This window comes from Kaistia sp. SLG-1 (assembly GCF_059699055.1).
The window spans coordinates 392,178-417,926 of record NZ_AP048544.1 but is presented as its reverse complement, the minus strand read 5'-3'; the positions used below and the strand labels follow the sequence as shown (position 1 = coordinate 417,926).

Below are 25,749 nucleotides of genomic sequence, written 5' to 3'. Positions count from 1 at the left end.
CGCGGGAGAAAACCGCGAACCGGCGAGACGTCAGAGCTTCAGCTTGTCGCGGCGGATCTCGTAGAGCATCACGCCGGTGGCGATCGCCAGGTTGAGCGAATCCGCCCTTCCCGCCTGCGGGATCTTGACCAGGTGATCGCAGAGCGCGGCGAGGTCGTCCGGCAGGCCCGACTGCTCGTTGCCCATGAACAGCATTACCGGCCGGTCGTAATCGATCGTGCGATAGTCCGACTTGCCGGAGAGATGCGTGCCGACGACGATGCCGGGCCAGCCCTTCCGCCATTCCTTGAATTCGGCGACGTTCATGCGGGCGAGCTTCATGTGGAAGATCGAGCCCATGGTGGCGCGCACTGCCTCGACGCCGAACGGATCGACCGTGTCGCCGACCAGAATGACACCCTCGGCGCCGACCGCGTCGGCGGTGCGGATGATGGTGCCGAGATTGCCGGGATCCTTGATGCCCTCGAGCGCGATCCAGACGCCGGCGGGGCCGGGCTTGATCTCGCTCTTCGGCGTCAGCTTCTGCTCGAACACGCCTACGACCATCTGCGGATTATCGCGGCGCGTGATTTTGGAGAGCACCGCTTCCGAGACTTCCAGAACGTCGCCGCCCCTCGCGTGGGCCGTCGTGGCGACGCGCTTGACCACAGGGTGATCCGCGACCTTGGCGCCATAGACGAGAATCTTGATCGGCCAGTCTTCCTCGACCGCGTCGGCGACCAGCTTCATGCCCTCGGTGACGAAGAGGCCGCTCTCCTTGCGGTGCTTCGGCAGAGCGAGCGCGCGGATGTCCTTGATCGTCGGATTGGTCAGGCTGGTGATGGTCCGGACCGCGCCGGGCGCGGAAATCGGGGAATGATCAGCCATCGCGGGACCACCTGGAGAAGAGCGACGTGGAGAGGGTGCGGCCGCCGCCTTCCTCGCGGATGAGCAGCTCGCCGGATTCGAGCGTGCCCGAAAGGCCCGCGAGCGCCTCGGCCGAGGTCTCGTGGATCGCCATGAAGGAGGCGCGGATCGAATAGGCGGAAAGGCAGAGGAACAGCGCATCGTCGGCGAGGAGCTGGCGGCAGAGCGCCATCATCTCGGGCAGGCGCTCGAAAATGTCCCAGACCTCGCCATTCGGGCCGCGGCCGAACTTTGGGGGATCGAGGATGATGCCGTCATATTTCGAGCCGCGGCGGACTTCGCGCTGCACGAACTTCATCGCGTCGTCGACGATCCAGCGCACCGGCAGGTCGGCGATCCCCGACATCTGCTGATTGTCGCGGGCCCAGCCGATCGCCTTCTTCGAGGCGTCGACATGCGTCACCTGCGCGCCGGCCATCGCCGCGACGAAGGAGGCGATGCCGGTATAGCCGAACAGGTTCAGCACCTTGGGCACGCGCTTCTTGTCCGCGTATTGCGCCTCGCGGATCTTCCTGCCGAACCAGGCCCAGTGCATTTCCTGCTCCGGGAAGAAGCCGACATGGCGGAAGGCGGTGAAGCGGCCGAGGAAGCGCACCTCGCCCTCGCCGACGGCGCGCGGCAGCGGCCAGGCCATCGGCCAGGTCTCACCGATCGGCTTCCGGTATTTCCAGCGGCCGTCGGAATCCTCGTCCTTGGCGCCGGTGAAGATCGCGTCGGCGCGGTCCCATTCCTCGACTGAGAGACGCGGCGTCCACAGCGCCTGCGCCTCCGGCCGGACGATGCGGTACGGGCCATAGCGCTCGAGCTTGCGGCCATGGCCGGAATCGATCAGCGCGTAATCGGGCCAGCCCTCGGTCTCGAGCATCACCGGCCAGCGGGATGCCGGGGCCTTCGTGTCGCGCGTCGCGGGAGAAATGTCGGAAGAAATCGTCATGGCCGGTTCATAGCCTTCGGCGCGCCGAAAGCCAATCGATGCGAGCGAGGAAGACGATGCCCGGCTTGCCGTCGCGGGGGGCGCGTGCAAGATAATCCAAGAAGGTTCGACACGCACGGATTGTGACTGCCGAGCGAGGACCATGGCTGATGGAGTGGAGGGGTGAATACCGGATCCCCGCCGGACGCGACGCGGTATGGCGGGCGCTGAACGATCCGGATGTCGTGAAGGCCTGCATTCCCGGCTGCGAGGCGCTGACCCGGACCGGGCCGGACTCCTTTGGAATCCGGGTCGCCGCCAAGATCGGCCCCGTGAGCGCAACCTTCGTCGGGCAGGCCACGCTTTCCAACGTGAACCCGCCCGAGAGCTACACGATCCGCGGCGAAGGCCAGGGCAGCGGCGCGGGTTTCGTCCGGGGCAGCACCGATGTGCGGCTCGCCGAGGAGAACGGCGCGACCCGCCTGAGCTGCGCGATGCAGGGTCAGGTCGGCGGCACGCTGGCGCAACTCGGCTCAAGACTGATAGACACCACGGCCAAGAAGATGGCCGATGAATTTTTCGGCGCACTTGCCAACCGATTTTCTGGAGACGAGCCGACGATGGCCTCAACCCCGCTGACCACCCCGCCCCAGGCCGAGCCCGCCGACGCGGCTGCCAACGAGGAACTGACCGACCGCATCGAGCACAAGATCGACGACGAGTCGCTCAATCTCGGCGAAGTCGCCGAGGAGATCGAGGAAGAGGTCGAGGTCGCGGCGGGACGCGGCTTCCTCGGCGGTCCCTATGTCTGGGGCCTGCTGGCGCTGATCGTCGTCATTCTCTTCCTGGCCGTCGTCAGCCGCTAGGCGTTTTCGGGCGAAGCAGGCTCCGGCCCGCGCCGCACGGCGCGGCCGGAGGAGGCGAACGCCATCGAAATGCCGCGCTGGCGGCGAATGAGGGATGGCCAAGCGGCGGCGCGGCTGCGACACATAGGAATGAGGACCGGCGAGCCGGTAGCGGCGAGGCCGGCCGAACCCTATGTCTGACGAAACGGAAGCCCACGGAGGCAGCCTCTCCTGTCATGATCGTCTGTTCCTGCAATACCCTCACCAAGGCCCTCGTCCTCGAGACGGCCGAGCGCCTGGCGCGCGAGACGCCGGGCAAGCCGCTGACGCCGGCCCGCGTCTATCGCGCGCTCGGCATGAAGGCGCAGTGCACCGTCTGCTTCGCACTGGTGCGCAAGCTTCTGGCTGAATCCGGCGCCCTCATCACCTGCCCCGAGCCGCTCGGCAGCGGCGCCGAGGACAGCGAGGACGTCGCGCTGTTCGGTTGAGCGCTTCGCCCGAGCGCCTCGGCCGAGCGCTTCGGCAGAACCCACAGCCTCGCCACTCTGGGTCGCAATTCGGTTTGACGATCCCTTTGGCACGCCCTATTCTCGAATTAGAATAATTCCAGAAAAGGACGACGCCATGAAGGGCGATGCTAAGGTCATCGAATATCTCAACCGGGCGCTTCGCCTCGAGCTGACGGCCGTCAACCAGTACTGGCTGCACTACCGGCTGACCGAGGATTGGGGCTACACCAAGCTCGCCAAGAAGGAACGGGCCGAGTCGATCGAAGAGATGCACCACGCCGACAAGCTGATCGCGCGCATCATCTTCCTGGACGGCTTCCCCAACCTGCAGGTGCTGGACCCGCTCGAGATCGGCCAGAACATCAAGGAAGTTCTCGAGGCGGACCTGCGCGGCGAATACACGGCGCGCAACTACTACAAGGAAGGCCGCGACGTCTGCCATGCCGCCGGCGACTATGTCTCGATGGCGCTGTTCGAAGAGCTGATGCATGACGAGGAAGGCCATATCGACTTCCTCGAGACCCAGCTCGGCCTCCTGAACGACCTCGGCAAGGAGCTCTACGCCCAGCTGCAGGCCGCTCCCTCCAACGACGCCGAATAAGGCCTCGAACCGCCGCGGGCCCCCGCGCGGATCACAGTACCGCCCGGCCGCGTTCGGCTTTTGCCAGACGTGGCCGGAACTGTCTGACGGCTGTCACAGACCATGCGCTATTCCCATTCGCGACCTGGCCAAAAGGCCGATCCGCAATCGAATGGGAATCCCGAAGGTGGAACGACAGGGCCTTTCCGGCGGCGATCTGGCGGCCCGCCATGAAGCGCCGACAGGGCGTTCGACGGAGCGGCGCTTCTGGCTCGCCATCGGCCTGCTGGCGGCGATTTCAGCTATTTTCGTGCTCTTCCCGGCGCTCGACATCCGCGTCGCCGCGCTCTTCTACGCCGGCCAAGATTTCCCCGCCTCGCGATCGCCGTTGCTCGGGGCGCTGCGCGGGTTCGGCACCAACCTCGTCTTCGTGATCTGCGTCGTCCTGATCGCCAGCCTCGCGACGAAACTCGCCCGCCCTTCCCGTCCGATGCCGATCCGCGCCAGCAAGGTCTGGTACCTGCTCGCGACGCTGGCGCTCGGACCGGGGCTGATCGTCAACGGCGTGTTGAAATCACTCTGGGGCCGGCCGCGCCCGGTCCAGGTCGACCTGTTCGGCGGCGGCGCGCCGTTCGAAACAGCCTGGAAGATCAGCGGCGCCTGCCATTCCAACTGCTCTTTCTCCTCTGGCGAGGCGGCCTCGGCCTTCTGGCTGCTCGGCCTCGTCCTGTTGGCGCCGCCGCGCCATCGGCGCGCCCTGGCGATGGCGATCGGGCTCGTCGCCCTGGCCCTCTCGCTCAACCGCCTCGCCTTCGGCGGCCATTTCCTCTCCGACATGCTGATCTCCTGGAGCCTGACGCTCGTGGTCATGCTGGGCCTCGCCCGCGTCATGCTGGAGGAACCGTTCCGCAGCCGGATCGACGCTGCGACAGAAAGCGCGCTCCTAAAGGTCGCGCTTGCGTCGCAACCGGCGTTCAGGCGTATTGCGCGCCGGTGGCCATCGGGCCAAGGCAGCAGCAGCGGGCTGGACCGGATTGGGCCCTCGACTTGAGATAAACGCGACCGCGAAACCCTTGGCGGAGAGCCGTTTCGGCCTGCTCGTCCTCGCGCTCACCCTCCTCACGCTGGCGCGCCTGCTGGCGCTGCGCTTCTCGGTGACCGACCTGCAGGTCGACGAGGCGCAATACTGGGATTGGTCGCGCCACCTCGCCTTCGGCTATTTCTCGAAGCCGCCGCTGATCGGCTGGACCATCGCCGCCGCCAATATGGTCTGCGGCACGGCCGAGGCCTGGGTGCGGGCGCCGTCGCCGCTGTTCTATTTCGGCACCTCGCTCGTGATCTACGCCATCGGCATCGCGCTCTACGACCGCCGCGTCGCGTTCTGGGCGTCGCTTGGCTTCGCGCTGGCGCCGGGCGTCGCCTTCTCTTCGGCGATCCTCTCGACCGACGTGCTGCTCCTGTTCTTCTGGTCGCTGGCGCTCTACGCCTTCGTCCGGCTGCGCGCCGGCGGCGACTATCGCTGGAGCCTGCTGCTCGGCGCAGCGCTCGGCTGCGGCATGCTGGCCAAATACGCCATGGCCTATTTCGTCGGCTGCGCCGTGATCGCCGCCATCCTCGATCCGCGGTCGCGCGCCGTGCTGCGCTCCGGGCGATTCTGGCTCGCCGTCGCTATCGCGCTGCTGCTGCTCGCGCCCAATGTCTGGTGGAACCTGAACAACGGCCTCGTCACGCTGCGCCACACCAACGAGAACATCTCGGGCGACGGGCTGAAGCTCAGCCTCGGCAACGCCATCGGCTTCCTCGCCGCCCAGTTCGGCATCATCGGGCCGTTCCTGATGGGTGCCGCCCTCGCCTCGGCGATCACGGCCTGGCGCCAAGGCGTGCCGGACGAGGACCGGCTGCTCCTCGCCTTCGCGCTGCCGGTCATCCTGGTCGTCACGGTCGCCAGCATACTCACCACCACCAACGCCAACTGGGCCGCCTCCGGCCTCGTCGCCACCGCCCTCCTCGGCACCGCCTTCCTGATCCGCACCGGCCGCTTCCGCCTGGTGCAGGCGGGCCTCGCCCTCGGCATCGTCGCGCAGCTGGTGCTGTTCGTCGGCAATGTCATCGCCGACAAGGTGACGCTGCCGCTCCTGAAGCGTGGCGACATCTACCGGCAGGTGCTCGGCTGGAGCCGGCTCGGCGACGCGGTCCGCGCCGAAGCGACGACGTCCGGCGCGACCATGGTGACGACCGTCAGCCGCGCCGACGCGGCGGCGCTCGTCTACTATCTGCGCGACGACCCCGTCGCCGTCACCGTCTGGCCGGACGATCCGGGCCCGGACAACCAGTTCGAGCTGACGCGCAGCATCGTCGATCATCCGCCGGCCGGGCCGACCCTGCTCGTGGTCGAATGCGCCGATCCCTCCCGCCTCGCCCGCTTCTTCGGCAGCGTCGAGGACAAGGGACGGCTGACGGTCGCCAGCGGCCCGACCTCCGCCCGGCAATACCAGCTCTACCGGCTCGACCAGCCGACCGCGCCGCTCGAGACCGTGCCGCTCTGCGCCGGCGTCGCCGACTAAGCATTTTCGAGCGAGGCGGACGCGGCGTCGCGCGAAGAGTCGTGGCGCATCCGCGCCCGGCGCCACTGCGGTTGCCGCTCTCCGACGCGCATACTATAAGCGCTGCCATCCTTCATCTTCGCGGAAACGGCCTTACCATGTCCGATGTCAAGAAGGTCGTCCTCGCCTATTCGGGCGGGCTCGACACCTCCATCATCCTGAAGTGGCTCCAGCTCGAATACGGCGCTGAGGTCATCACCTTCACCGCTGACCTCGGTCAGGGCGAAGAACTTGAGCCGGCCCGCAAGAAGGCCGAGATGATGGGCATCAAGCAGATCTACATCGAGGATGTGCGCGAGGAATTCGTCCGCGACTTCGTGTTCCCGATGTTCCGCGCCAACGCGCTCTACGAGGGCACCTACCTGCTCGGCACCTCGATCGCCCGGCCGCTGATCGCCAAGCGCCTGGTCGAGATCGCGCATGAGACCGGCGCCGACGCCATCGCCCATGGCGCCACCGGCAAGGGCAACGACCAGGTCCGCTTCGAGCTCTCGGCTTACGCGCTCGACCCGAACATCAAGGTGATCGCGCCCTGGCGCGAGTGGGACTTCAAGTCGCGCACCGACCTGCTCGACTTCGCCGAGAAGAACCAGATCCCGGTGCCGAAGGACAAGCGCGGCGAGGCGCCGTTCTCGGTCGACGCCAACCTGCTGCACTCCTCCTCCGAGGGCAAGGTTCTGGAAGACCCGGCGCAGGAAGCCCCGCCCTACGTCTTCATGCGCACCGTCGCGCCGGAAGATGCCCCGGACGAGGCCACCTATGTCGAGATCGGCTTCGAGAAGGGCGACGCCGTCTCGATCAACGGCGTGCACCTGTCGCCGGCGACGATCCTGACCAAGCTGAACGAGCTCGGCCGCGACAACGGCATCGGCCGCATCGACCTGGTCGAGAACCGCTTCGTCGGCATGAAGTCGCGCGGCATCTACGAGACGCCCGGCGGCACCATCCTGCTCGCCGCCCACCGCGCCATCGAGAGCCTGACGCTCGACCGCGAGGCCGCGCACCTGAAGGATTCGATCATGCCCCGCTATGCGGAGCTGATCTATTACGGCTTCTGGTTCGCCCCGGAGCGCGAGATGCTGCAGGCGCTGATCGACAAGAGCCAGGAGCATGTCGAGGGCACGGTCCGGCTGAAGCTCTACAAGGGCAACACCATCGTCGTCGGCCGCTCGTCGCCGAAGTCGCTCTATTCCGACGCGCTCGTCACCTTCGAGGACGATCGCGGCGCCTACGACCAGAAGGACGCGGCCGGCTTCATCCGGCTGAACGCGCTTCGCCTGCGGACGCTCGCCGCTCGCAAGAAGCTCGTCTGAGGATAGAGAAGCTCGTCTGAGAATAAGAAAGCCAGGTAACAGGCCGGTTGCACCGGCCTGTTGCTAAAGCTTCATTTTAGAGTTAGGTTATCCGGACTGACCCCGCCGCTACCCGGCGACGGGGCCGGTTCGGCGGCTTGAACGCCGGTGACTCGAACGCGAAGATATGGACGAACCGCCCATGCGCATGGACATTGTCAAGAAGGCAGCCCGTACGACCGACAAGAAGGCGTCGGAAGTGCGCGTCATGCTGCGGACGGCAGGCCTTCGTCCCACCCGCCAGCGCCTGGCGCTCGCCGAGATCCTGTTCGAGCGCGGCAACCGTCACATCTCGGCTGAAGGCCTGCACGAAGAGGCGATGAGCCACCGCGTGCCCGTCTCGCTCGCCACCGTCTACAACACGCTGCACCAGTTCACCGAAGCGGGCCTCCTGCGCGAAGTCGCGGTCGACGGCTCGAAGACCTATTTCGACACCAATGTCGATGACCACCACCACTTCTTCGTCGAAGGGGAAAACCGGGTCCTCGACATTCCGATGTCGACGCTGCGGGTCGAGGACGTTCCGGTCCCGCCCGAGGGCATGGAAATCACCCGCGTCGACATCGTCGTCCGCCTACGCCGCATCGGCAGCTGATCGACGAACGATCCGAGTTTCAAAACGCCGCGCCGGCCCTGCCGCGCGGCGTTTATTTTATTGGGGTGAGAGCTGGACGGAAGCGGCGTCTAGGGACGAGCCCCCCTTCACCTCTCCCTGAGGGAGAGGTCGGACCGAAGGTCCGGGTGAGGGTTTACGGCCTCGCCGGCCAAGATCCGATGTCAGCCGAGCCGCGCCGCATCCGAGAACAGCTCGCGCGTTTGCCTGATGGTTCCCTAAACCCTCACCCGCCGGCCTCCGGCCGTCGACCTCTCCCTCAGGGAGAGGTGAAGGGGGGCGTCAGGTCAACAGTACGGCGCAATGTCCAGCACCGGCCTCCTCCGGCCGGAGAGATCCGATTCCCGAAACTCGACCATCATCCTGAGGTGCCCGGCGAAGCCGGGCCTCGAAGGAGGGTCCAGGGAACGCCCTACCTAGATCTCGGGGCGGATTTCGCAGGATCGTCCGCAAACTGAGTTCACGCTGGATCCTCCTTCGAGGCTTCGCTTGCGCGAAGCACCTCAGGATGATGGTCGAGCCGGTCGATGGGCCTGGAAGACCAAGGGATTTGGGCAGCAGCCCGGCGCCGTGAACCCTCCCCCTGAGGGAGGGTCAAGACCGCCCTCGGGCGGTCTTGGGGAGAGGTCTCTTCGTCGTATCTGTCGCAGGCTGCGAGAGAATACCCCCTCCCGAAAACGCAAAGGGCGTTTTCGACCTCCCCTCAAGGGGGAGGTTCAAGGACGGGGGCCGCCTGCAGCAGCTCAGAGGCAAAAAGCCTCAGTCGATCGTCTCGTCGGGGTAGACGCCCCAGAGATTGGTCTGCTTGATCCAGCCGCGAAAACGCTTGTCGACGAGGCGGCACCAGCCCTTATCGCATTCGGAGACCTGCGACACGACCTTCGGCTGCAGATAGGCCGAGATCTCGGCGGTGTCGTTCGGCGAGACGCGGATCGGCAGCGGGTCGCCGTCCTGCCAGGGGGCGACGACGGCGGTGCGCTTGCCGACGAGCAGGCTGTGGAAAACCCAGCCCTCGGTGCCGTCGGAATCGCGGATGCGGCGCCAGTTGTCGAATTCCTGCACGATCTCGACCGGCAGGCCGGAGCGGGTGAACACCCACGAAACCTTGTAGCCCTGCCCCGGGCCGACGCGCACATTGACGCGGCCGGCCTTCAGCGACACGAAACGCGGCAGCGGCAGGCCGCTGGGCCCGAGTTTGGGCGCGGCGCCGGCCGCGCCTTGCGCCGACGCGGTCTCGGCCGGCTGCGCCACGATCATCATGGCCGCGATAACAGCGAATGTGAGGGCCGAGGTCACGGGTCGCACCCGGGCCAGCCGACGGGACATTCCCTTGAGCGCCGCCAAAATCATCGTTTCTTCACCCCTTTCCATCGCCGTCGCTGCGACCGGAGGGTCTTTACCGATGCTCGTGCGATCGCCAGTTTTGCGATTGCCGGCCGTCTGGTAGAGGATCGAGAGACGCAGCGACGGGTTCTTCAGCCGTTCTGCACAGTGTGACGCTCCATGGTTAAGGAGCTCTCAACGGAGGCCGCCCACGATGAAGAAGAAGCCGCTCGTCATCGTCACGCGCCGCCTGCCGGACGCCGTCGAAACGCGGATGCGCGAATTGTTCGACACCCGCCTCAACATCGACGACCGGCCGATGAGCGAGGCCGAGCTGATCGAGGCGGTAAAGACGGCGGACGTGCTGGTGCCGACCGTCACCGACCGGATCGACGGCCACGTCCTTGGCGAGGCCGGCGAGCAGCTGAAGCTCATCGCCAGCTTCTCGAACGGCTTCGATCACATCGACGTCGAGAAGGCGCTGGCGCGCGGCATCACCGTCACCAACACGCCGGGCGTGCTGACCGACGACACCGCCGACATGACGATGGCGCTGATCCTCGCCGTGCCGCGCCGGCTGGTCGAGGGCTCGCGCATCCTGACGCCCGACCAGGACTGGGCCGGCTGGACGCCGACCTGGATGCTCGGCAGGCGGATGTCGGGCAAACGGCTCGGCATCGTCGGCATGGGCCGGATCGGCCAGGCGGTGGCGCGCCGCGCCAGGGCGTTCGGCCTGTCGATCCACTATCACAACCGCCACCGCCTGCCGGCCGAGATCGAGGAAGGCCTGGAGGCGACCTATTGGGACAGCCTCGACCAGATGCTCGCCCGCATGGACATCATCTCGGTCAATTGCCCGCGCACGCCCGGCACGTTCCATCTTCTGTCCGAGCGCCGGCTGAAGCTGCTGCGGCCCGAGGCCTATGTGGTCAACACCTCGCGTGGCGACGTCATCGACGAGAATGCGCTAGCCAAGCTGCTCGAATCCGGCGCCATCGCCGGCGCCGGCCTCGACGTGTTCGAGCATGAGCCGATGGTCAATCCGAAGCTGCTGCGCCTCGCCGCCAAGGGCAAGGCGGTGCTTTTGCCGCATATGGGCTCGGCGACGATCGAGGGCCGCATCGCCATGGGCGAGAAGGTGCTGATCAACATCCGCGCCTATTTCGACGGCCACAAGCCGCCGGACCGCGTCCTCGCCTCGATGCTCTGAGCCGGCTTATTTTTGGAGCTGAGCCGGATTCGGATTTTTGGGACGCGGTCGCGGGGCTGTGTACATCGCCTCCCCGCCATCATCCTGAGGTGCTTCGCGGGAGCGAAGCCTCGAAGGAGGATCCAGCGGAGCACTCCGGCTTGTGGACGCGGTCTGGCGGCATCGATTGGAAGCTGAGATCCCTGGACCCTCCTTCGAGGCCCGGCGTTGCCGGGCACCTCAGGATGATGGTCGGGTTCGAAAAATCGGGGAGCGAGAGATCCCGGCGACCGATCGATCCGAGCCCGTCTCAGGCCCTACCCGACCTTCGGCGGCGCGGTGGACTGGCGGACGATGAGATCGACCTCGACGCGCTCGTGGCGCGGCGCCTCGATGCCTTCCAGAATCATCTCGGCCGCCATGCGGCCCATCTGGGCGATCGGCTGCGCCACGGTGGTGAGCGGAGGATCCGACACCGCGCCTTCCGGCACGCCGTCGAAGCCGATCACCGAAACATCGCCCGGCACCGAGATCCCCTTCGCGCGTAACCAGTTGAGCGCCGTCAGCGCGATGCGGTCGGACATGCAGAGCAGCGCCGTCGGCCCGCGCCCGTCGGCATAGAAGCTTTCGAGCGCGAGCGCGACGCTCGGCCCGTCATTGACCGTCTCGAACACCGGCACATCGGCCGGATCGACGCCGAATTCGGCGAGCCCGGCCTGAAAGCCGCGGATGCGGTTGCGCGTCACCGAATAGAGCGCACCCTCGATCTGGTCCGGCGTAACCGGGCCGACGCGATCATCGACCAGCTCGAACGCAAGGATGGCGGCGTCGCGATGGCCGAGCGCGCCAATATGGCGGGCGGCGGTGCGGGCGCTGTCGAATTCGTCGACGCCGATGGTCGAGATCGTCGCGTCCGAGGCGTCGAGCTGCAGGGCGACGAAGGGCAGCCGCCGCTCGCGCGACAATTCGACCAGACGCTCGCCGCCCTCGATGCAGAGCAGGATCAGCCCGTCGACGATGGCGCTCTGGATGTTCCAGGCGAGCTTTTCGTCATTGGCGGCGGAGATCAGCGAGATGCCGGCGCCGTGCACGTCGCAGGCGGCGGAGATCGACGCCATCATGGCACGGGCATAGGGATCGGCGAAGAAATAGTCGAGCGTCTCGGTGGTGGCGACGCCGATGGCGTTGACCTTGCCGGCGCGCAGCAGCCGGCCCTTCGGATCCGGCCCGGCATAGCCGAGCGCGCGCGCGGCCGCCTCGACCTTCTCGCGCACTTCGGCGCGGACGATCTCCGGCCGGTTGAAGGCGTTGGAGGCGGTGCCCTGCGAGACGCCGGCGGCCTTGGCCACGTCGGACAGCTTGACCACGCGATTCATGACACCCCGCTCATCTGCCGCCCTTCCGGGATCGATCTCGATCCCGCGCAGCGCGCTACCCTAGCCTAGTTCGTGAACCAGCGTGAGACGGTATCACATTCTCTTGTATCGGTTCAAATTGTGCTTGACGCTCCGGCATGGGATCCATATATTGAACCGGTTCAAGCAATCCAACACCCTCGCGATATTGAATCGATTCAATATCCTCACTCGGGAGGAATCGCCATGATTCCCGCCAGCTATCTGTTCAAGAGCCTTTATGAATCCCGCTTCGAGCGCCCTGCCCATGGCACCGAGACGCAGACGGGCCCGACGCCGCAGGACGGGCTGATGCAGTTGGAGAGCGCACAGAATTCGCGCGGCTCCCGGCATCCGTCCGTGCCCTTCTTCGCCATCCTGGCCGGCTTCCTGCTCGCCCGCTAGCGGGGCGGCCGCCTATTTCCGCCGCTTGTAGCGGATCGTCTCGAAGCGCATCGACAGCGCGCCGACCAGCAGCAGCCGGCCGATCAGCGGCTCGCCGATGCCGAGGACGAGCTTCAGGATTTCCGCCGCCTGCAGGCTGCCGAGAATGCCGGTCAGCGCCCCTAGAATGCCTGCCTCGGCGCAACTTGGCAGCAGGCCGGGCGGCGGCGGCTCGGGGAAGAGATCGCGAAAGCGCGGGTTCGGCACGCCCTCCCCGTCTGCATCCCAGGGCAGTAGCGTCGTCAGCGAGCCGTCGAACCGGCCGACGGCGGCCGTCACCAGCGGCCGCCGCAATTCGCCGCAGCGATCGGCGGCGAGATACCGCGTCTCGAAATTGTCGGTGCCGTCGGCGACCACGTCATAGGCGGTGATGAGCGCATCGGCATTTTCGGCGTCGAGTCGGAGCGCATGCGTCTCGATGGCGACATGCGGATTGAGCCGCGCAACGGCTTCGCGGGCGCTGTCGACCTTGGGCTGGCCGACCGTTTCCGTCGCGTGGATCACCTGCCGCTGCAGATTGGACAGGGCGACGACATCGTCGTCGACGATGCCGATCGTGCCGACGCCGGCGGCGGCGAGATACTGGATGACAGGCGCGCCGAGGCCGCCGGCGCCCAGCACCAGGATGCGCGCCGCCTTCAGCTTCTGCTGGCCGGGCCCGCCCACTTCCGGCAGGACGAGATGGCGCGCGTAACGCTCGATTTCATCGGGACTGAACATGACCGGATCCTAGGGCCTCGCGGCGCGGCTGGCGAGATCGATGCGGGCGGCCCGGACGCTACGGAACGTTTCGCTGCATCGCGGCATTGGGAAACAAAGCCCCCTTCGCGAAAGTGAGCGCCGCCATGCAGATCCGCATCGGATTCGACATAGCCTTCGAATGCCCGCAGCCGACTCCGATGCTGATGATGCTCCGGGTTCATCCGAGCCTCGGCGACAGGGTGATCGAGCACGACTATCTCGCCTCGGAGCCGGCGCTCTCCATCGACACCTATCTCGACGGCTTCGGCAATCTCGCCAGCCGCACCATTCTGCCGGCCGGTCACACGCGGCTCTGGGCGGAGGGGATCGTCGAGGACAGCGGCCAGCCCGATCCGGTCGTGCCGGACGCGCGCATCCTGCCGGTGCAGGACCTGCCGGAGGAATGCCTCGTCTACCTGCTCGGCAGCCGCTATTGCGAGACCGACCATCTCGGCTTCGTCGCCTGGCCGATGTTCAGCCACCTGCCGGAGAATTGGTCGCGCGTGCAGGCGATCGTCGACTTCGTGCACAATCACCTGAAGTTCAACTATGCGCTGGCGCGGCCGACCCGCACCGCGCTCGAGGCGCATAACGAGCAGCTCGGCGTCTGCCGCGACTTCGCCCATCTCTCGATCGCGCTCTGCCGGGCGATGAACATCCCGGCGCGCTACTGCACCGGCTATCTCGGCGACATCGGCGTGCCGCGCGACCCGGCGCCGATGGACTTTTCCGCCTGGTTCGAGGCCTATCTCGGCGACCGCTGGTACACGTTCGACGCGCGCCACAACAAGCCGCGCATCGGCCGCATCGTCATGGCGCGCGGCCGCGACGCCACCGACGTGGCGCTGACCAATTCCTTCGGCAACGCCACGCTGGTGAATTTCTCGGTCGTTACCGAGGAGATCGGCCAGGAAAGCAGCCAGGAAGTCAGTGAAGAGATCGGGACGCCGGCCGGCGGCCCGCCTTCCCGCCTACTTGGTGCCGTACATCCGGTCGCCGGCATCGCCTAGGCCCGGCACGATATAGCCGTGGTCGTCGATCTTCTTGTCGATCGAGGCGGTGTAGATCGGAATCGTCGGATGCACCGCCTGGAAATTGGCGATGCCTTCCGGCGTCGCCAGCAGGCAGAGGAAGCGGATATCCTTGGCGCCGCGCTCCATCAGCCGATCGACGGCGGCGATGGCGGAATTGCCGGTCGCCAGCATCGGATCGACCACGATGGTGAGCCGCTCGTCGAGGCTATCCGGCGCCTTGAAGTAATATTCGACCGCCTGCAGCGTCTTCGGGTCGCGATAGAGGCCGACATGGGCGACGCGCGCCGCCGGCACCAGGTCGAGCATGCCTTCGAGCAGGCCGTTGCCGGCGCGCAGCACCGAGGCGAACACCAGCTTCTTGCCGGCCAGCGTCGGCGCCTCCATTTCGGTGATCGGCGTCTCGATCGTCGTCGTCGTCATCTCGAGATCGCGCGTCACCTCGTAGCAGAGCAGCGTCGAGATCTCGCGCAGCAGCCGGCGGAAGCCGGCGGTCGACGTGTGCTTGTCGCGCATGATGGTGAGCTTGTGCTGCACCAGGGGGTGGTTGATCACCGTCACGCCGTTCATCATCAGCCTCTCTTGATCCTTGTCGCGCCACCGTAGCGCGCCGCCTCCCCGCTGGAAACCGGGCCGCAACGTCAAGTGGCGGTCCTGTTGTCGCTGTCCCCATCGAACGGCACGGCTTGTGGCGCGGGACCGCCCCGGCCTATCCTGAAGGTTCCTGTTCGCAGAGATTGCAACCCGATGCCGCGCGCCATTCTGATTGTACTCGACTCCGTCGGCATTGGCGGCGCCCCCGACGCGTCGGCCTATGGCGACGAGGGCGCGAACACCATCGGCCACATCGCCGCCGGCTGCGCCGAAGGGCGGGGCGACCGGGCGGGGCTGCGCCAAGGCCCCCTCGCCTTGCCGAACCTTTCGCGGCTCGGCCTCGGCGCGGCCGCGGAAGGCGCGAGCGGCAGCTGGCCAGCCGGCCTCGCCGCCCCCGGGCCGAAGAACGCGATCCATGGCCACGCGGCGGAGATCTCCAACGGCAAGGACACGCCGTCCGGCCACTGGGAGATCGCCGCCGTGCCGGTGCCGTTCGACTGGGGCTATTTTCCGGAAACGGAGCCGTGCTTTCCCCCCTCGCTGACCGATGCGATCATCCGCGAGGGCGAGCTCCCCGGCATCCTCGGCAACAAGCACGCGTCGGGAACGACGATCCTCGCCGAACTCGGCGAGGAGCACATCCGGACGGGGAAGCCGATTGGCTACACCTCGGCCGATTCCGTGCTGCAGATCGCCGCGCACGAGACCCATTTCGGCCTCGACCGGCTCTATGCGCTCTGCGAGACCGTGCGCCGCCTCGTCGATCCGCTGAAGATCGGCCGCGTCATCGCCCGCCCTTTCCTCGGCGAGACGGCCGAGACCTTCGAGCGCACCGGCAACCGGCGCGACTATGCCGTCAATCCGCCGGAACCGACCCTGCTCGACCGCGTCGTCGCCAGCGGCGGCCGCACGCTGGCGATCGGCAAGATCGGCGACATCTTCGCCCATCAAGGCGTCTCCGAGGTCACCAAGGCGACCGGCAACGCCGCGCTCACGGACGCGACCTTGGCGGCGATTTCCCGCGCCGCGCCCGGCGATCTCGTCATCGCCAATCTCGTGGATTTCGACACGCTCTACGGCCACCGCCGCGACGTCGCCGGCTATGCCGCCGCGCTCGAGGCCTTCGACGCGCGCGTGCCCGAGATCGAGGCGGCGCTTCAGCCCGGCGACCTCGTCGTCATCACGGCCGACCATGGCTGCGATCCGACCTGGCGCGGCAGCGATCACACCCGCGAGCAGGTGCCGATCCTCGCCTTCGGGCCCGGCCTGGCCGGAAAGGACATCGGCGCGCGCACCAGCTTCGCCGATATCGGCGAGACGCTCGCCGCGCATCTCGGGCTGGCGCCCGGACCCCATGGACGGAGTTTTCTCTAAATGGTTGCTGCAATTCCGAAGGCCGAGATCCACTGCCACATCGAGGGTGCGGCCTCGCCGGAGCTCGTCCGCCATATCGGCGCGCGCCACGGCATCGACCTCTCCGGCCTCTTCGACGCCGACGGCGCCTTCGCCTGGCACGACTTCACCTCGTTCCTCAACGCCTATGACCGCGCCGCCGCCGTGTTCCGCACGCCCGAGGACTATCGCGACCTCGCCTTCACCTATTTCACCAGCCTCGCCGCCGAGGGCGCGATCTATGGCGAGGTGTTCATCTCGTCCGACCACGCGCTCGCCTCGGGCCTTTCCTATCGCGACTATGTCGAGGGGCTGGCGCAGGGAATCCGCGACGCGGAAGCCGCGACCGGCATCGTCGGCCGGATGATCGCCACGGGCGTGCGCCACTACGGCCCGGACCGCATCCTCGCCGCCGCCGAGACGGTGGTGAACGAGCCGCACCCACTCGTCACCGGCTTCGGCGTCGCCGGCGACGAGCGCATGCACCATCCCCGCGATTTCGCCGACGCCTTTCGCATCGCCGGCGAGGCGGGCCTCGGCTTGACCGTGCATGCCGGCGAGTTCGGCGGGCCCGAGAGCGTGCGCGACGCGCTCGACCATCTCGGTGTCAGCCGCGTCGGCCATGGCGTGCGCGCCATCGAGGACGCCGACCTCGTCCGCCGCCTCGTCGACGAGAACATCGTGCTGGAGCTCTGCCCCGGCTCCAACGTCGCGCTCGGCCTCTATCCCGACATTGCCAGCCATCCGTTCACGCGGCTGCGTGACGCCGGCGTGCGCGTCACCGTCAGCTCCGACGATCCGCCCTATTTCCGCTCGTCGATCGGCGCCGAATATGGCTGGCTCGCCGACGACCAGGGCCTGTCGCACGAAGCGCTCGTCGAGGCGACGCGCACCGCCATCGACGCCGCCTTCGTCGACGCGCCGACGCGCGCCCGCCTCATCGCCAGACTGGAGGGCTGATGTCCATGCGCCGCCGCATCGCCCTCGTCCTCGCCGCCCTCGCGCTGGCCACCTGGCCGGCGGCCGGCCCCGCCGCGGCGAGCTGGCGCGACGATCTCGGCACGCTGAAGGTCGGCTTCGTCGCCGGCGACAATCCCGCCTATGAGACGGCGCGGCTGGAAAAGTTCCGCTGGCACCTGCAATACAGCCTCGCCGTGCCGGTCGAACTGTTCCCGGCCCGCAATTACGAGGCGCTGATCGAGGCGCAGTCGACCGGGCGGATCCAGTATGGCGTGCTGTCGTCGCTCGCCTACCTCGCGCTCAACCAGCGCTGCGACTGCGCCGAGCCGCTCGCCCAGCCGACCACCGTCGACCACGCGCGCGGCTTTCGCGCGCTGCTGGTGACGAAGAGCGACGGCCCGATCGCGACGCTCGCCGACGCCCGCAACACGCGGCTCGCCGTCGGCGCGGCGGATTCGCTTTCCGGACGACGGGCGCCGCTCGCCGGCCTGGCGGCCGAGGGCATCGACCCCGAGAGCTATTTCGTCCGCATCATCGAGACCGACGACAGCGAGGCGGCGCTGACGGCTTTGGCAAAGGACGAGGCCGACATCGCCACCGCCTGGTCCTCGGCGACCGACCCGCTTTCGGCGGCGATCGGCTCCGGCCCGTTCGCGCGGCTCGCGAGCAACGGCACGCTGTCGCCATCGACGCTGCGCGTGGTCTGGCAATCCGAACTGATCCCGTTCGGGCCGCATGCGGTGCGCAAGGATATTCCTGACGAGGCCAAGGTGGCGCTGCTGCGGGCGCTGACCGAGATGCAGACGGCGGCGCCCGAGGCCTATGACGCCATCGAGCGCGGCTATCCCGGCGGTTTCGTCGCCGCCGACCCGACGCTCTACGAGAAACTGGCGGCGCTGCTCAACGTGGCGCCGGCGAAGCGCTGATATCGGATGGCGACGGCACAAGGCAGATCGGCCGGCCCGCGCTTTGCCCAGCACCGGGTGCCTCAAGCGCGAGGGTTTTCCGGAAAATTGTCATGGCCTGCCGTTCAGGCCATGGAACCTTCATTGGCGAGGATATTGTCCTGGATCTTCAGCAGGGCGATGCGCATCGTCTCGATCGAGGCGGGGTCGACGCCGCGCTCCGCATCCTCGCGCACCTGCTTGCCGATGGTGCGGATGCGGCGAACGATGCTCGCGGCATTTGGCGTCAGGCGGATCAGCTTGGCGCGCCGGTCAGCCGGATCGGGAATACGTTCCACCAGCGCCGCAGCTTCGAGTCGATCCAGAAAGCCGACCAATGTCATCGGCTCGACACACAGCTCATCGGCCAGGGTAGACTGACGAAGACCTGGATGTCGACTGACGAAGGCAAGTGTCCTCGCCTCCGCTACTGTCAAACCGAGACCAGCATTTTCCAATGCCTTCTCAAATCGGCGCCGCAACAGTCTCGCGACATCGACAACTATGAATCCGAGGGGGTCTTCCGTTGCGGCAGACAAAAAGCTGACCCTCCGAGCGATAATAAGATAGTCAGATTATAGATAAATGATGGCGTGAAAGTCAAGAAATTGTTTGATCATTACTTTGCGCCTTGAAACGCCTCGCGAGGCGCGCGGCTCCTCCGATGGGAGGTTGCGTTTTCCCGACAATTCGATCATTTTGCGCCGCAAAATATGCTGGCCGTCTCGAGGCACCTGTCCGACGCCGCCGCGCCTTTTCGGATTCGCACATGACTCTTCGCAATATCGCCATCATCGCGCACGTCGATCATGGCAAGACAACACTCGTGGACAAGCTGCTGCAGCAGTCCGGCTCCTTCCGTGACAACCAGCGCGTCGCCGAGCGCGTCATGGATTCGAACGACATCGAGAAGGAGCGCGGCATCACCATCCTGGCCAAGGCGACCTCGATCACCTGGCATGATGCCCGCATCAACATCGTCGATACGCCGGGCCACGCCGATTTCGGCGGCGAGGTCGAGCGCATCCTGAACATGGTCGACGGCGTGATCGTGCTGGTCGACGCCGCCGAAGGCCCGATGCCGCAGACCAAGTTCGTCGTCGGCAAGGCGCTGAAGCTCGGCCTGAAGCCGATCGTCGCGATCAACAAGGTCGACAAGGCCGACGCCCGCATCCAGGAAGTCGTGAACGAGGTGTTCGACCTCTTCGCCGCCCTCGACGCCACCGACGAGCAGCTCGACTTCCCGATCCTGTACGGATCCGGCAAGAACGGCTGGATGGCCAATTCGCCCGACGCCTCGCATGAAGAAGGCATGGCGCCGCTGTTCGAGCTGGTGCTGAAGCACGTGCCCGAGCCGCATATCGAGGAAGGCCCGTTCCGCATGATCGGAACGCTGCTCGAATCCAACCCCTATCTCGGACGCCTGATCACCGGCCGCATCACCTCGGGCACGGTCAAGCCGACCCAGATGCTGAAGGTGCTGTCGCAGGACGGCTCGACCGTCGAGCAGTTCCGCGTTTCCAAGATCCTGGCTTTCCGCGGCATCGAGCGTCAGCCGATCGAGGAAGGCGTGGCGGGCGACATCGTCGCGATCGCCGGCATGACCAAGGGCACCGTCGCCGACACCTTCGCCGATCCGGCCGTTACCGAGCCGATAAAGGCGCAGCCGATCGACCCGCCGACCGTGTCGATGACCTTCATGGTCAATGACAGCCCGCTCGCCGGCACCGAAGGCGACAAGGTCACCAGCCGCATGATCCGCGACCGCCTGATGAAGGAAGCGGAAGGCAATGTCGCGCTGAAGATCCAGGAATCCTCCGAGAAGGACTCCTTCATCGTTTCCGGCCGCGGCGAACTGCTGCTCGCCATCCTGATCGAGAACATGCGCCGCGAGGGCTACGAGCTGGCCGTGTCGCGTCCGCGCGTCGTGTTCCAGAAGGACCTTTCCGGCGAGACGCTGGAGCCGATCGAGGAAGTCATCATCGACGTCGACGAGGAGCATTCCGGCGTCGTCGTGCAGAAGATGTCGGAGCGCAAGGCCGACCTGATCGAGCTGCGCTCCTCCGGCGGCGACCGCCAGCGCCTCGTCTTCCATGCGCCGACCCGCGGCCTGATCGGCTACCAGGGCGAGCTCCTGACCGACACGCGCGGCACGGCGATCATGAACCGCCTGTTCCACGCCTATGCCCCGCACAAGGGCGAGATCCCCGGCCGCCGCAACGGCGTGCTGATCTCGACCGACCAGGGCGAGGCCGTCGCCTTCGCGCTGTGGAACCTCGAGGACCGCGGCCCGATGATGATCGAGCCCGGCTGGAAGGTCTATGGCGGCATGATCGTCGGCGAGCATACCCGCGACAACGACCTCGAAGTGAACGTGCTCAAGGGCAAGAAGCTCTCGAACGTGCGCGCCGCCGGCAAGGACGAGGCCGTCCGCCTCACCCCGCCGATCCGCATGACGCTCGAGCGTTCGCTGTCCTGGATCTCGGACGACGAGCTGGTCGAGGTCACGCCGAAGTCGATCCGCCTGCGCAAGGCGATCCTCGACCCGACCGAGCGCAAGCGCGCCGACCGCTCCGCCAAGGCGGGCTGAGCCGGGCTAAGCCGGGCTGAGGCAAGACATGATCGAGGCCGGCGCGCGATCCGCGCGCCGGCCTCCTTGGCCAAGCGGCGACCGCCGGCCGGCGGCATGCTGACCCAACGTCAGTCATGCAAACGTAAAAACCCCCTTCCCCGACGCGCAGAGCGGACATATCTTGATCGGCATGAGCACGCTGTCGATCGGAGTCCGTCGAGCAGAAGCAAGTGACGCGGGGGCGATCACCGCGGTTCACGACAGTGCTTGGCGACAAGCCTATGACGGGTTGATACCCGCCCGCGAACTCGGCCGCATGATTACGCGACGCGGCGAGGCGTGGTGGAGCCGGGCCATTCGGCGCGGCACCGGCATCGTCGTCATCGACGTCGGCGGCATGGTGGTCGGCTACGCCACCTTCGGCCCCAACCGGGCGCGAAACCTGGTCCAGCGCGGCGAGATCTACGAAATCTACATCCGCCCCGAATATCAGGGCGTCGGCCTCGGCACGCGGCTATTCCTGGCGGCGCGGCGCGAACTGCTCCGGCACGGCTTCGATTCCGCCGTCGTCTGGGCGCTGGCCGCAAACGAGGGCGCCTGCCGCTTCTACAAGAATGCCGGCGGCCGCAAGGTGGCACGCGGCAGCGAGCGCTTCGGCGACAAGACGCTGGCCAAGGTCGCCTTCGCTTTCGCGCGCGGTTGAGAGCTTCGCCGGCTCTGCTACCCCGCTTCCAAAACCCGATCGTCGATGCTGCGCCGCGGTGGATTGGCACTTGCAGGCCGGGTTCGTGCCCCGTAAAGGGTAGCCGCCCTTTTCACCTGAGGTACTCCCCATGCGCATCGATGCTGTTCCGATCGGCAAGAATCCCCCGCACGACATCAACGTCATCATCGAGGTGCCGGTCGGCGGCGAGCCGATCAAGTACGAAATGGACAAGGACGCCGGCGCGCTCTACGTCGACCGCTTCCTCTACACGCCGATGCGCTATCCCGGCAATTACGGCTTCGTTCCGCACACGCTCTGCGGCGACGGCGACCCGATCGACGTGCTCGTCGCCAACCAGCGCGCCATCGTTCCCGGCGCGATCATGAGCTGCCGCCCGGTCGGCGTGCTCAAGATGCGCGACGAGGGCGGCGAGGACGAGAAGATCCTGGCCGTGCCGTCGACCAAGCTCACCCGCCGCTACGAGAACGTGAAGTCCTACAAGGACCTGCCCGAGATCACGCTGCAGCAGATCGAGCACTTCTTCCGCCACTACAAGGATCTCGAGAACGGCAAGTGGGTCGAGATCACCGGCTGGGGCGACATCGACGAGGCGCAGCAGCTGATCGTCGACGCCATCGAGCGTGCCAAGAAGGCCTGATCCCATGGCGCTCACGCGGCGCGGCGTCGCGCACCTCTTGCTGGTTGCGACGCTCGGCGTGGGCTTCGCTTCGACACAAACCGGGTCGTCGGTTGCCGCCGACGATCCGGAAGCCTTCGTCGCGGCGATCTATGAACGCTACGAGAACGGCGGCGAGGGCGTGCCGCTCGACGATGCCGGGACGGTGCGCGCGCTGTTCGAGCCGCGCCTCGCCGAGCTGATCCTCGCCGACAGCGACGAGGCGGCGGCGCTCGGCGACGTCTCGAAGCTCGACGGCGACCCGTTCATCGACGCGCAGGACTGGGACATCACCGAACTGCTGGTCAGCGTCGAGGCGACGACCCCCGACCGCGCCGACGGCACCATCACCTTCAAGAATTTCGGCGAGCCGAAGCTGATCGAGATGCGGCTCGTCCGCCTCGACGAAGGCTGGCGCATCCGCGACATCCTCTGGCCCGAGCGCTCGCTGCGCGGCCTCTACACGCACTGAACTTCTTCTCGCGCCTGGCCTTTCCTTCGACTGAAGAGGCCGGTGCGCGAGATTGGCCCCAGCGCTTCGGCTCTCGCTGAGGGAGAGGTCGGAGCGAAGCTCCGGGTGAGGGTTTAGGGAACGTGCCGGAAGGAACGCCGTCGGAAGCTCAATCGGCGAGACCGTAAACCCTCACCCGCCGCACTTCGTGCGTCGACCTCTCCCTCAGGGAGAGGTGAAAGTCACTCCGGCTGCAGCAAATGCATGACCGGCGGCTACCCGGCGAGCGCTTCGAGCCTCGCCGTGATCGCCGCGACATCGCCATCGACGCGAACGCTCTTTAGCCGCGCGGTATGGCCGGAGACGAGCGCCACCGCCGAACGCGGCACGCCGAGCGCCTTTGCCAGCACCGCCTCGACCGCGGCATTGGCCGCTCCCTTGTCGGGCGCGGCGCGCACGCGCGCCTGCAGGATCTGCCTTCCGTCGGCGAGCTGGCCGACGCCGTCCAGCCCGTCGCGGCCTCCCTTCGGCGTCAGCCGCAGCTGGACCACGACATGGCCGTCGCCGGCGCGAAAGAAGCCCGCTTCGCTCAAAAGACGTTGGGGTAGACGTAGCGGATGATGACCTGCTGGATCAGGATGATACCGAGCAGCAGGATGACCGGCGAGATGTCGATCGCGCCGAGATTGGGCATAAAGGCGCGGATGCGGCGCAGCGCCGGCTCGGTCGCCTGGTACAGGAACCGGCCGATCGCATTGACCACCTGGTTGCGCGGGTTGACCACGCCGAAGGCAAACAGCCAGCTGAAGATGGCGCTGGCGATGACGACCCACCAATAGAGATCGAGGGCGATCATAACGACGTCGAGGATGGCGCGCATGGGGTTTCCGGAGGCGGTCTTGGAGACTTCTGAAGCTTCTCATGTAGCGGCGCGCTGCCCGCGCCGCAACCCGCGCCCGTTTGCAATCATCGCTAGGGTCTCCCGTCCGCCCGGCCGTCACAACCGCTTGACAGCCATCCGCACCACCCCCTAAATGGCCGCCGTCGCGACGCGACGGGGCCGTAGCTCAGATGGGAGAGCGCTGCAATCGCACTGCAGAGGTCAGGGGTTCGATTCCCCTCGGCTCCACCAATTCAATCCATCACTTCCCACCGATGCCCGGATCGCGCTGGCGCGATTTGCGAGCCTATTTGGGCCCGAAACGTCGCGGGCCATGCTCGCAGGCTTGCTACCTGGCCCCTCCTGCCCTGATGCCGGCAGGCACGCTATCGTCTAGCGCCTCCCCCATATCTGCTGGAAGGTCGGCTGTACTGCCGCTCGCGACCAGCAGGATCGCATCGACCGCGGTCTTCATAGTGGCATGGATGCCCCGCAGGCAGGCGCCACTAAAGAAGGCGAGCGCCGTGTCGTGCGCCGTCGAACGCCTCTCCTGGCTCTGATGCCATAGGCCCGCACGTACCCCTGCAGCCGGGCACAACCGCTTGTGCATGCCCCTTCCCTCGCGTCCGCCACGCGGGGTCGCGGCCGGCCGTTGGAGGGGCGGTTCGGGCTCGCCTTTTGTTATATTGACTATTTCATGCAATAGTCGTTTATTGCTCACCGCATGGCCGGGGTGAGGGGGGAATTCACCGAAGGCACGCAAGCGACCGAGGAGGAGAGCGATGCGTTCTACAAGATGTGGCAGGAGTATTGCTGCGGTGATTGGGGCGGTGGCGGCCGTCGGTGCGCTCGTCGTGCCGGCACAGTCGACCGAGCTCAAGATGTGGATACTGAGCGGCAACCCGGGCAATGCTCAGTTCCTGACCGAGGCCGAGACCGAGTTCCAGAAGACCCATCCCGATTTCAAGCTGGTGCTCGAGCAGCTTCCCAACGAGTCCTACAAGACGCAGTTGCCGGTCGCCCTGGCCGGCTCGGCGCCGCCGGATGTCTTCTTCAACTGGGCCGGCGAGTATGCCGCGCGCTTCGCCAAGGAAGGGCAGGCGCTCGATATTACCGAACTGGGCGCCAAGCCCGGCGGTTTCAAGCACAGCCTGTCCGACGCCTGGCAGTCGTCCTTTGAACTCAAGGGCCGCAACTTCGGCGTGCCGACCGACGCGGTCTCGAAGTATTTCTTCTACGACAAGGAATTCTTCGCGAAGAACAACCTGACGCCGCCCACGACCTTCAACGGGCTGGTGAAGCTCTGCAAGTCCATCCGCCAGATCGACCCGAGCATGGTGCCCTGGCCCTTGGGCAATTCGGAGCGCTGGATCGTCAACCACGTCGTCACCATGCTGAACGAGCGCGTGCTCGGCAATGCCAACACGGCGGCCGACTACGACCTTTCGGCGCCGGCCGACCAGCTGTTCACCAATCCCGGCTATGTCGAGGCGTGGCAGAAGCTGGTCGACCTGCAGGATGCCGGTTGCTTCCAGGATGCGCCGAACGCTACCTCGCCGGAGGCGGCGGACCAGATGTTCCTGGCGCAGGTCAGCCCCATGACCTTCTGCGGCACGTGGTGCGCGGCGACCTTCGACAAGGATGGCTATACCGGCTACAGCCTGTTCCGCTTTCCGAGCATCGAGGGCGGCAAGGGCGATCCGGCCGCGACCTTCCTGGTGCCCCAGGGCTACCAGATCGCCGCCAAGTCCCAGCACCCCGAGCTGGCGGCGGAATGGGTGAGCTTCCTGGTGTCCAATGAGCAGGCGGTCAACTACGCCAAGCTGACGGCCGCGGTGCCCTCCAATGCCGCGCTGATCGAGCAGGTGGGCGGAACCGAGCAGTTCAACTGGTTCGCCAAGGACATCGCCCAGTCAACCGGATCGGTGATGGTGCTCAACGTTCTCCTGGAGAGCGCCGTGTCGGAAGCCTACCTGGACGCCGGCGTGGAAGTGCTCAACCGCACCAAGACCCCGCAGCAGGCGATGGACTACATCCGCGGCATCGCCCTGCAGTCCAAGGCGCGTCTGGGACGCAACTGACCCTCCCGGCTGGCGTGGCGGAGCCGCCGCGCCAGTTCCACCCGTCTAGG

General features: G+C 66.7%; 27 protein-coding genes and 1 tRNA gene. 19 read left to right on the top strand and 9 right to left on the bottom strand.

The features are described 5' to 3' along the window. Positions 1-30: 30 nt before the first annotated feature. Together AC6HZP_RS01910 and AC6HZP_RS01905 are read right to left on the bottom strand one after the other, a co-directional pair. On the bottom strand, positions 31-867 hold the full coding sequence (locus tag AC6HZP_RS01910; RefSeq protein WP_497525168.1) for a TrmH family RNA methyltransferase: 837 nt from the start codon (positions 865-867) through the stop codon (positions 31-33). Further along, positions 860-1,984, bottom strand: coding sequence for a class I SAM-dependent methyltransferase (locus AC6HZP_RS01905; RefSeq protein WP_497525167.1), 1,125 nt, complete (start codon positions 1,982-1,984; stop codon positions 860-862). Before AC6HZP_RS01905 ends, AC6HZP_RS01910 begins: the two co-directional genes overlap by 8 nt. Between AC6HZP_RS01905 and AC6HZP_RS01900 the strand changes: the two genes are divergently transcribed. The 7 genes from AC6HZP_RS01900 to irrA all read left to right on the top strand — a co-directional run bounded on the left by AC6HZP_RS01900 (position 1,963) and on the right by irrA (position 8,303). Further along, positions 1,963-2,685 carry an SRPBCC family protein gene (locus AC6HZP_RS01900; RefSeq protein WP_497525166.1) on the top strand — a complete coding sequence of 241 codons (723 nt, stop codon included), beginning with the start codon at positions 1,963-1,965 and terminating at the stop codon, positions 2,683-2,685. The genes AC6HZP_RS01905 and AC6HZP_RS01900 overlap by 22 nt on opposite strands. Before the next feature lie 215 nt (positions 2,686-2,900). Beyond that, a complete protein-coding gene (locus AC6HZP_RS01895) occupies positions 2,901-3,152 on the top strand; it encodes a (2Fe-2S)-binding protein (RefSeq protein ID WP_201401850.1) in 252 nt (83 codons plus the stop codon). 136 nt (positions 3,153-3,288) lie between these two features. After that, positions 3,289-3,774: a bacterioferritin gene (bfr, locus tag AC6HZP_RS01890; protein ID WP_201401849.1), complete on the top strand. Its 486-nt coding sequence runs from the start codon at positions 3,289-3,291 to the stop codon at positions 3,772-3,774. Positions 3,775-3,940: 166 nt separating this feature from the next. Then, entirely contained in the window at positions 3,941-4,804 is an 864-nt protein-coding gene (locus AC6HZP_RS01885) for a phosphatase PAP2 family protein (protein ID WP_497525165.1), read from the top strand. 22 nt (positions 4,805-4,826) lie between these two features. Then, positions 4,827-6,317 (top strand): ArnT family glycosyltransferase, encoded by a 1,491-nt coding sequence (locus AC6HZP_RS01880; RefSeq protein WP_497525164.1) that lies wholly within the window; start codon positions 4,827-4,829, stop codon positions 6,315-6,317. 137 nt (positions 6,318-6,454) lie between these two features. After that, a complete protein-coding gene (locus AC6HZP_RS01875) occupies positions 6,455-7,669 on the top strand; it encodes an argininosuccinate synthase (RefSeq protein WP_497525163.1) in 1,215 nt (404 codons plus the stop codon). Between the two features lie 181 nt (positions 7,670-7,850). Continuing rightward, positions 7,851-8,303: an iron response transcriptional regulator IrrA gene (gene irrA / locus AC6HZP_RS01870; protein ID WP_305798445.1), complete on the top strand. Its 453-nt coding sequence runs from the start codon at positions 7,851-7,853 to the stop codon at positions 8,301-8,303. Between the two features lie 777 nt (positions 8,304-9,080). Here irrA and AC6HZP_RS01865 read toward each other — a convergent pair. Beyond that, positions 9,081-9,671 (bottom strand): SH3 domain-containing protein, encoded by a 591-nt coding sequence (locus AC6HZP_RS01865; protein ID WP_201401845.1) that lies wholly within the window; start codon positions 9,669-9,671, stop codon positions 9,081-9,083. A 187-nt stretch (positions 9,672-9,858) separates the two neighbouring features. Here AC6HZP_RS01865 and AC6HZP_RS01860 point away from each other — a divergent pair, with 187 nt between their 5' ends. Continuing rightward, positions 9,859-10,854: a 2-hydroxyacid dehydrogenase gene (locus AC6HZP_RS01860; RefSeq protein ID WP_497525162.1), complete on the top strand. Its 996-nt coding sequence runs from the start codon at positions 9,859-9,861 to the stop codon at positions 10,852-10,854. 296 nt (positions 10,855-11,150) lie between these two features. Here the strand turns inward: AC6HZP_RS01860 and AC6HZP_RS01855 are convergent, their stop codons facing one another. Further along, entirely contained in the window at positions 11,151-12,209 is a 1,059-nt protein-coding gene (locus AC6HZP_RS01855; protein ID WP_497525161.1) for a LacI family DNA-binding transcriptional regulator, read from the bottom strand. A 225-nt stretch (positions 12,210-12,434) separates the two neighbouring features. Between AC6HZP_RS01855 and AC6HZP_RS01850 the strand changes: the two genes are divergently transcribed. Beyond that, a complete protein-coding gene (locus AC6HZP_RS01850) occupies positions 12,435-12,632 on the top strand; it encodes a hypothetical protein (RefSeq protein WP_497525160.1) in 198 nt (65 codons plus the stop codon). A 12-nt stretch (positions 12,633-12,644) separates the two neighbouring features. On the opposite strand, the gene moeB is transcribed toward AC6HZP_RS01850, so the two are convergent. Continuing rightward, positions 12,645-13,391 (bottom strand): molybdopterin-synthase adenylyltransferase MoeB, encoded by a 747-nt coding sequence (moeB, locus tag AC6HZP_RS01845; protein WP_497525159.1) that lies wholly within the window; start codon positions 13,389-13,391, stop codon positions 12,645-12,647. A gap of 125 nt (positions 13,392-13,516) precedes the next feature. Here moeB and AC6HZP_RS01840 point away from each other — a divergent pair, with 125 nt between their 5' ends. Next, positions 13,517-14,422 (top strand): transglutaminase-like domain-containing protein, encoded by a 906-nt coding sequence (locus AC6HZP_RS01840; protein WP_497525158.1) that lies wholly within the window; start codon positions 13,517-13,519, stop codon positions 14,420-14,422. On the opposite strand, the gene upp is transcribed toward AC6HZP_RS01840, so the two are convergent. Next, a complete protein-coding gene (gene upp, locus AC6HZP_RS01835; RefSeq protein ID WP_201404648.1) occupies positions 14,384-15,013 on the bottom strand; it encodes a uracil phosphoribosyltransferase in 630 nt (209 codons plus the stop codon). The genes AC6HZP_RS01840 and upp overlap by 39 nt on opposite strands. 177 nt (positions 15,014-15,190) lie before the next feature. On the opposite strand from upp, the gene AC6HZP_RS01830 reads away from it, so the two are divergent. The 3 genes from AC6HZP_RS01830 to AC6HZP_RS01820 are packed head-to-tail and all read left to right on the top strand — an operon-like array spanning position 15,191 to position 18,315. Beyond that, the gene (locus AC6HZP_RS01830; protein ID WP_497525157.1) at positions 15,191-16,411 is read left to right on the top strand and encodes a phosphopentomutase; all 1,221 of its coding nucleotides are present in this window, start codon (positions 15,191-15,193) and stop codon (positions 16,409-16,411) included. Next, on the top strand, positions 16,412-17,389 hold the full coding sequence (locus AC6HZP_RS01825; RefSeq protein WP_497525156.1) for an adenosine deaminase: 978 nt from the start codon (positions 16,412-16,414) through the stop codon (positions 17,387-17,389). Further along, the gene (locus AC6HZP_RS01820; RefSeq protein ID WP_497525155.1) at positions 17,389-18,315 is read left to right on the top strand and encodes a phosphate/phosphite/phosphonate ABC transporter substrate-binding protein; all 927 of its coding nucleotides are present in this window, start codon (positions 17,389-17,391) and stop codon (positions 18,313-18,315) included. Before AC6HZP_RS01825 ends, AC6HZP_RS01820 begins: the two co-directional genes overlap by 1 nt. A 104-nt stretch (positions 18,316-18,419) precedes the next feature. Here the strand turns inward: AC6HZP_RS01820 and AC6HZP_RS01815 are convergent, their stop codons facing one another. Then, the gene (locus tag AC6HZP_RS01815) at positions 18,420-18,791 is read right to left on the bottom strand and encodes a MarR family winged helix-turn-helix transcriptional regulator (RefSeq protein ID WP_497525154.1); all 372 of its coding nucleotides are present in this window, start codon (positions 18,789-18,791) and stop codon (positions 18,420-18,422) included. A gap of 311 nt (positions 18,792-19,102) precedes the next feature. Between AC6HZP_RS01815 and typA the strand changes: the two genes are divergently transcribed. The 4 genes from typA to AC6HZP_RS01795 all read left to right on the top strand — a co-directional run bounded on the left by typA (position 19,103) and on the right by AC6HZP_RS01795 (position 22,759). After that, complete coding sequence (gene typA / locus AC6HZP_RS01810; RefSeq protein ID WP_201401836.1) at positions 19,103-20,923, top strand: translational GTPase TypA; 1,821 nt, start codon at positions 19,103-19,105, stop codon at positions 20,921-20,923. 298 nt (positions 20,924-21,221) lie between these two features. After that, positions 21,222-21,608, top strand: coding sequence for a GNAT family N-acetyltransferase (locus tag AC6HZP_RS01805; protein ID WP_497525153.1), 387 nt, complete (start codon positions 21,222-21,224; stop codon positions 21,606-21,608). Between the two features lie 130 nt (positions 21,609-21,738). Next, the gene (ppa, locus tag AC6HZP_RS01800; RefSeq protein WP_497525152.1) at positions 21,739-22,269 is read left to right on the top strand and encodes an inorganic diphosphatase; all 531 of its coding nucleotides are present in this window, start codon (positions 21,739-21,741) and stop codon (positions 22,267-22,269) included. Positions 22,270-22,273: 4 nt separating this feature from the next. Beyond that, positions 22,274-22,759 carry a DUF3828 domain-containing protein gene (locus AC6HZP_RS01795; protein ID WP_497525151.1) on the top strand — a complete coding sequence of 162 codons (486 nt, stop codon included), beginning with the start codon at positions 22,274-22,276 and terminating at the stop codon, positions 22,757-22,759. A gap of 254 nt (positions 22,760-23,013) precedes the next feature. Here the strand turns inward: AC6HZP_RS01795 and AC6HZP_RS01790 are convergent, their stop codons facing one another. Together AC6HZP_RS01790 and AC6HZP_RS01785 are read right to left on the bottom strand one after the other, a co-directional pair. After that, positions 23,014-23,331 carry a DUF167 family protein gene (locus AC6HZP_RS01790; protein WP_497525150.1) on the bottom strand — a complete coding sequence of 106 codons (318 nt, stop codon included), beginning with the start codon at positions 23,329-23,331 and terminating at the stop codon, positions 23,014-23,016. Further along, positions 23,328-23,618, bottom strand: coding sequence for a YggT family protein (locus tag AC6HZP_RS01785; protein ID WP_201401832.1), 291 nt, complete (start codon positions 23,616-23,618; stop codon positions 23,328-23,330). Before AC6HZP_RS01785 ends, AC6HZP_RS01790 begins: the two co-directional genes overlap by 4 nt. Positions 23,619-23,794: 176 nt before the next feature. On the opposite strand from AC6HZP_RS01785, the gene AC6HZP_RS01780 reads away from it, so the two are divergent. Further along, positions 23,795-23,870 (top strand) — tRNA-Ala (locus tag AC6HZP_RS01780). A gap of 578 nt (positions 23,871-24,448) precedes the next feature. After that, a complete protein-coding gene (locus AC6HZP_RS01775; RefSeq protein ID WP_201401803.1) occupies positions 24,449-25,699 on the top strand; it encodes an ABC transporter substrate-binding protein in 1,251 nt (416 codons plus the stop codon). Positions 25,700-25,749 lie beyond the last annotated feature (50 nt).

Excerpts from the sequence above, each read along its gene's own strand:
- AC6HZP_RS01825 (WP_497525156.1), top strand. The coding sequence starts at position 16,412 with ATGGTTGCTGCAATTCCGAAGGCCGAGATCCACTGCCACATCGAGGGT.
- AC6HZP_RS01865 (WP_201401845.1), bottom strand. The coding sequence starts at position 9,671 with ATGATTTTGGCGGCGCTCAAGGGAATGTCCCGTCGGCTGGCCCGGGTG.
- AC6HZP_RS01830 (WP_497525157.1), top strand. The coding sequence starts at position 15,191 with ATGCCGCGCGCCATTCTGATTGTACTCGACTCCGTCGGCATTGGCGGC.
- moeB (WP_497525159.1), bottom strand. The coding sequence starts at position 13,391 with ATGTTCAGTCCCGATGAAATCGAGCGTTACGCGCGCCATCTCGTCCTG.
- AC6HZP_RS01785 (WP_201401832.1), bottom strand. The coding sequence starts at position 23,618 with ATGCGCGCCATCCTCGACGTCGTTATGATCGCCCTCGATCTCTATTGG.
- AC6HZP_RS01850 (WP_497525160.1), top strand. The coding sequence starts at position 12,435 with ATGATTCCCGCCAGCTATCTGTTCAAGAGCCTTTATGAATCCCGCTTC.
- upp (WP_201404648.1), bottom strand. The coding sequence starts at position 15,013 with ATGAACGGCGTGACGGTGATCAACCACCCCCTGGTGCAGCACAAGCTC.
- AC6HZP_RS01905 (WP_497525167.1), bottom strand. The coding sequence starts at position 1,984 with ATGGTCCTCGCTCGGCAGTCACAATCCGTGCGTGTCGAACCTTCTTGG.
- bfr (WP_201401849.1), top strand. The coding sequence starts at position 3,289 with ATGAAGGGCGATGCTAAGGTCATCGAATATCTCAACCGGGCGCTTCGC.
- AC6HZP_RS01795 (WP_497525151.1), top strand. The coding sequence starts at position 22,274 with ATGGCGCTCACGCGGCGCGGCGTCGCGCACCTCTTGCTGGTTGCGACG.
- AC6HZP_RS01875 (WP_497525163.1), top strand. The coding sequence starts at position 6,455 with ATGTCCGATGTCAAGAAGGTCGTCCTCGCCTATTCGGGCGGGCTCGAC.
- AC6HZP_RS01805 (WP_497525153.1), top strand. The coding sequence starts at position 21,222 with ATGATTACGCGACGCGGCGAGGCGTGGTGGAGCCGGGCCATTCGGCGC.
- irrA (WP_305798445.1), top strand. The coding sequence starts at position 7,851 with ATGCGCATGGACATTGTCAAGAAGGCAGCCCGTACGACCGACAAGAAG.
- AC6HZP_RS01820 (WP_497525155.1), top strand. The coding sequence starts at position 17,389 with ATGTCCATGCGCCGCCGCATCGCCCTCGTCCTCGCCGCCCTCGCGCTG.
- AC6HZP_RS01840 (WP_497525158.1), top strand. The coding sequence starts at position 13,517 with ATGCAGATCCGCATCGGATTCGACATAGCCTTCGAATGCCCGCAGCCG.
- ppa (WP_497525152.1), top strand. The coding sequence starts at position 21,739 with ATGCGCATCGATGCTGTTCCGATCGGCAAGAATCCCCCGCACGACATC.
- AC6HZP_RS01910 (WP_497525168.1), bottom strand. The coding sequence starts at position 867 with ATGGCTGATCATTCCCCGATTTCCGCGCCCGGCGCGGTCCGGACCATC.
- AC6HZP_RS01895 (WP_201401850.1), top strand. The coding sequence starts at position 2,901 with ATGATCGTCTGTTCCTGCAATACCCTCACCAAGGCCCTCGTCCTCGAG.
- AC6HZP_RS01860 (WP_497525162.1), top strand. The coding sequence starts at position 9,859 with ATGAAGAAGAAGCCGCTCGTCATCGTCACGCGCCGCCTGCCGGACGCC.
- AC6HZP_RS01855 (WP_497525161.1), bottom strand. The coding sequence starts at position 12,209 with ATGAATCGCGTGGTCAAGCTGTCCGACGTGGCCAAGGCCGCCGGCGTC.
- typA (WP_201401836.1), top strand. The coding sequence starts at position 19,103 with ATGACTCTTCGCAATATCGCCATCATCGCGCACGTCGATCATGGCAAG.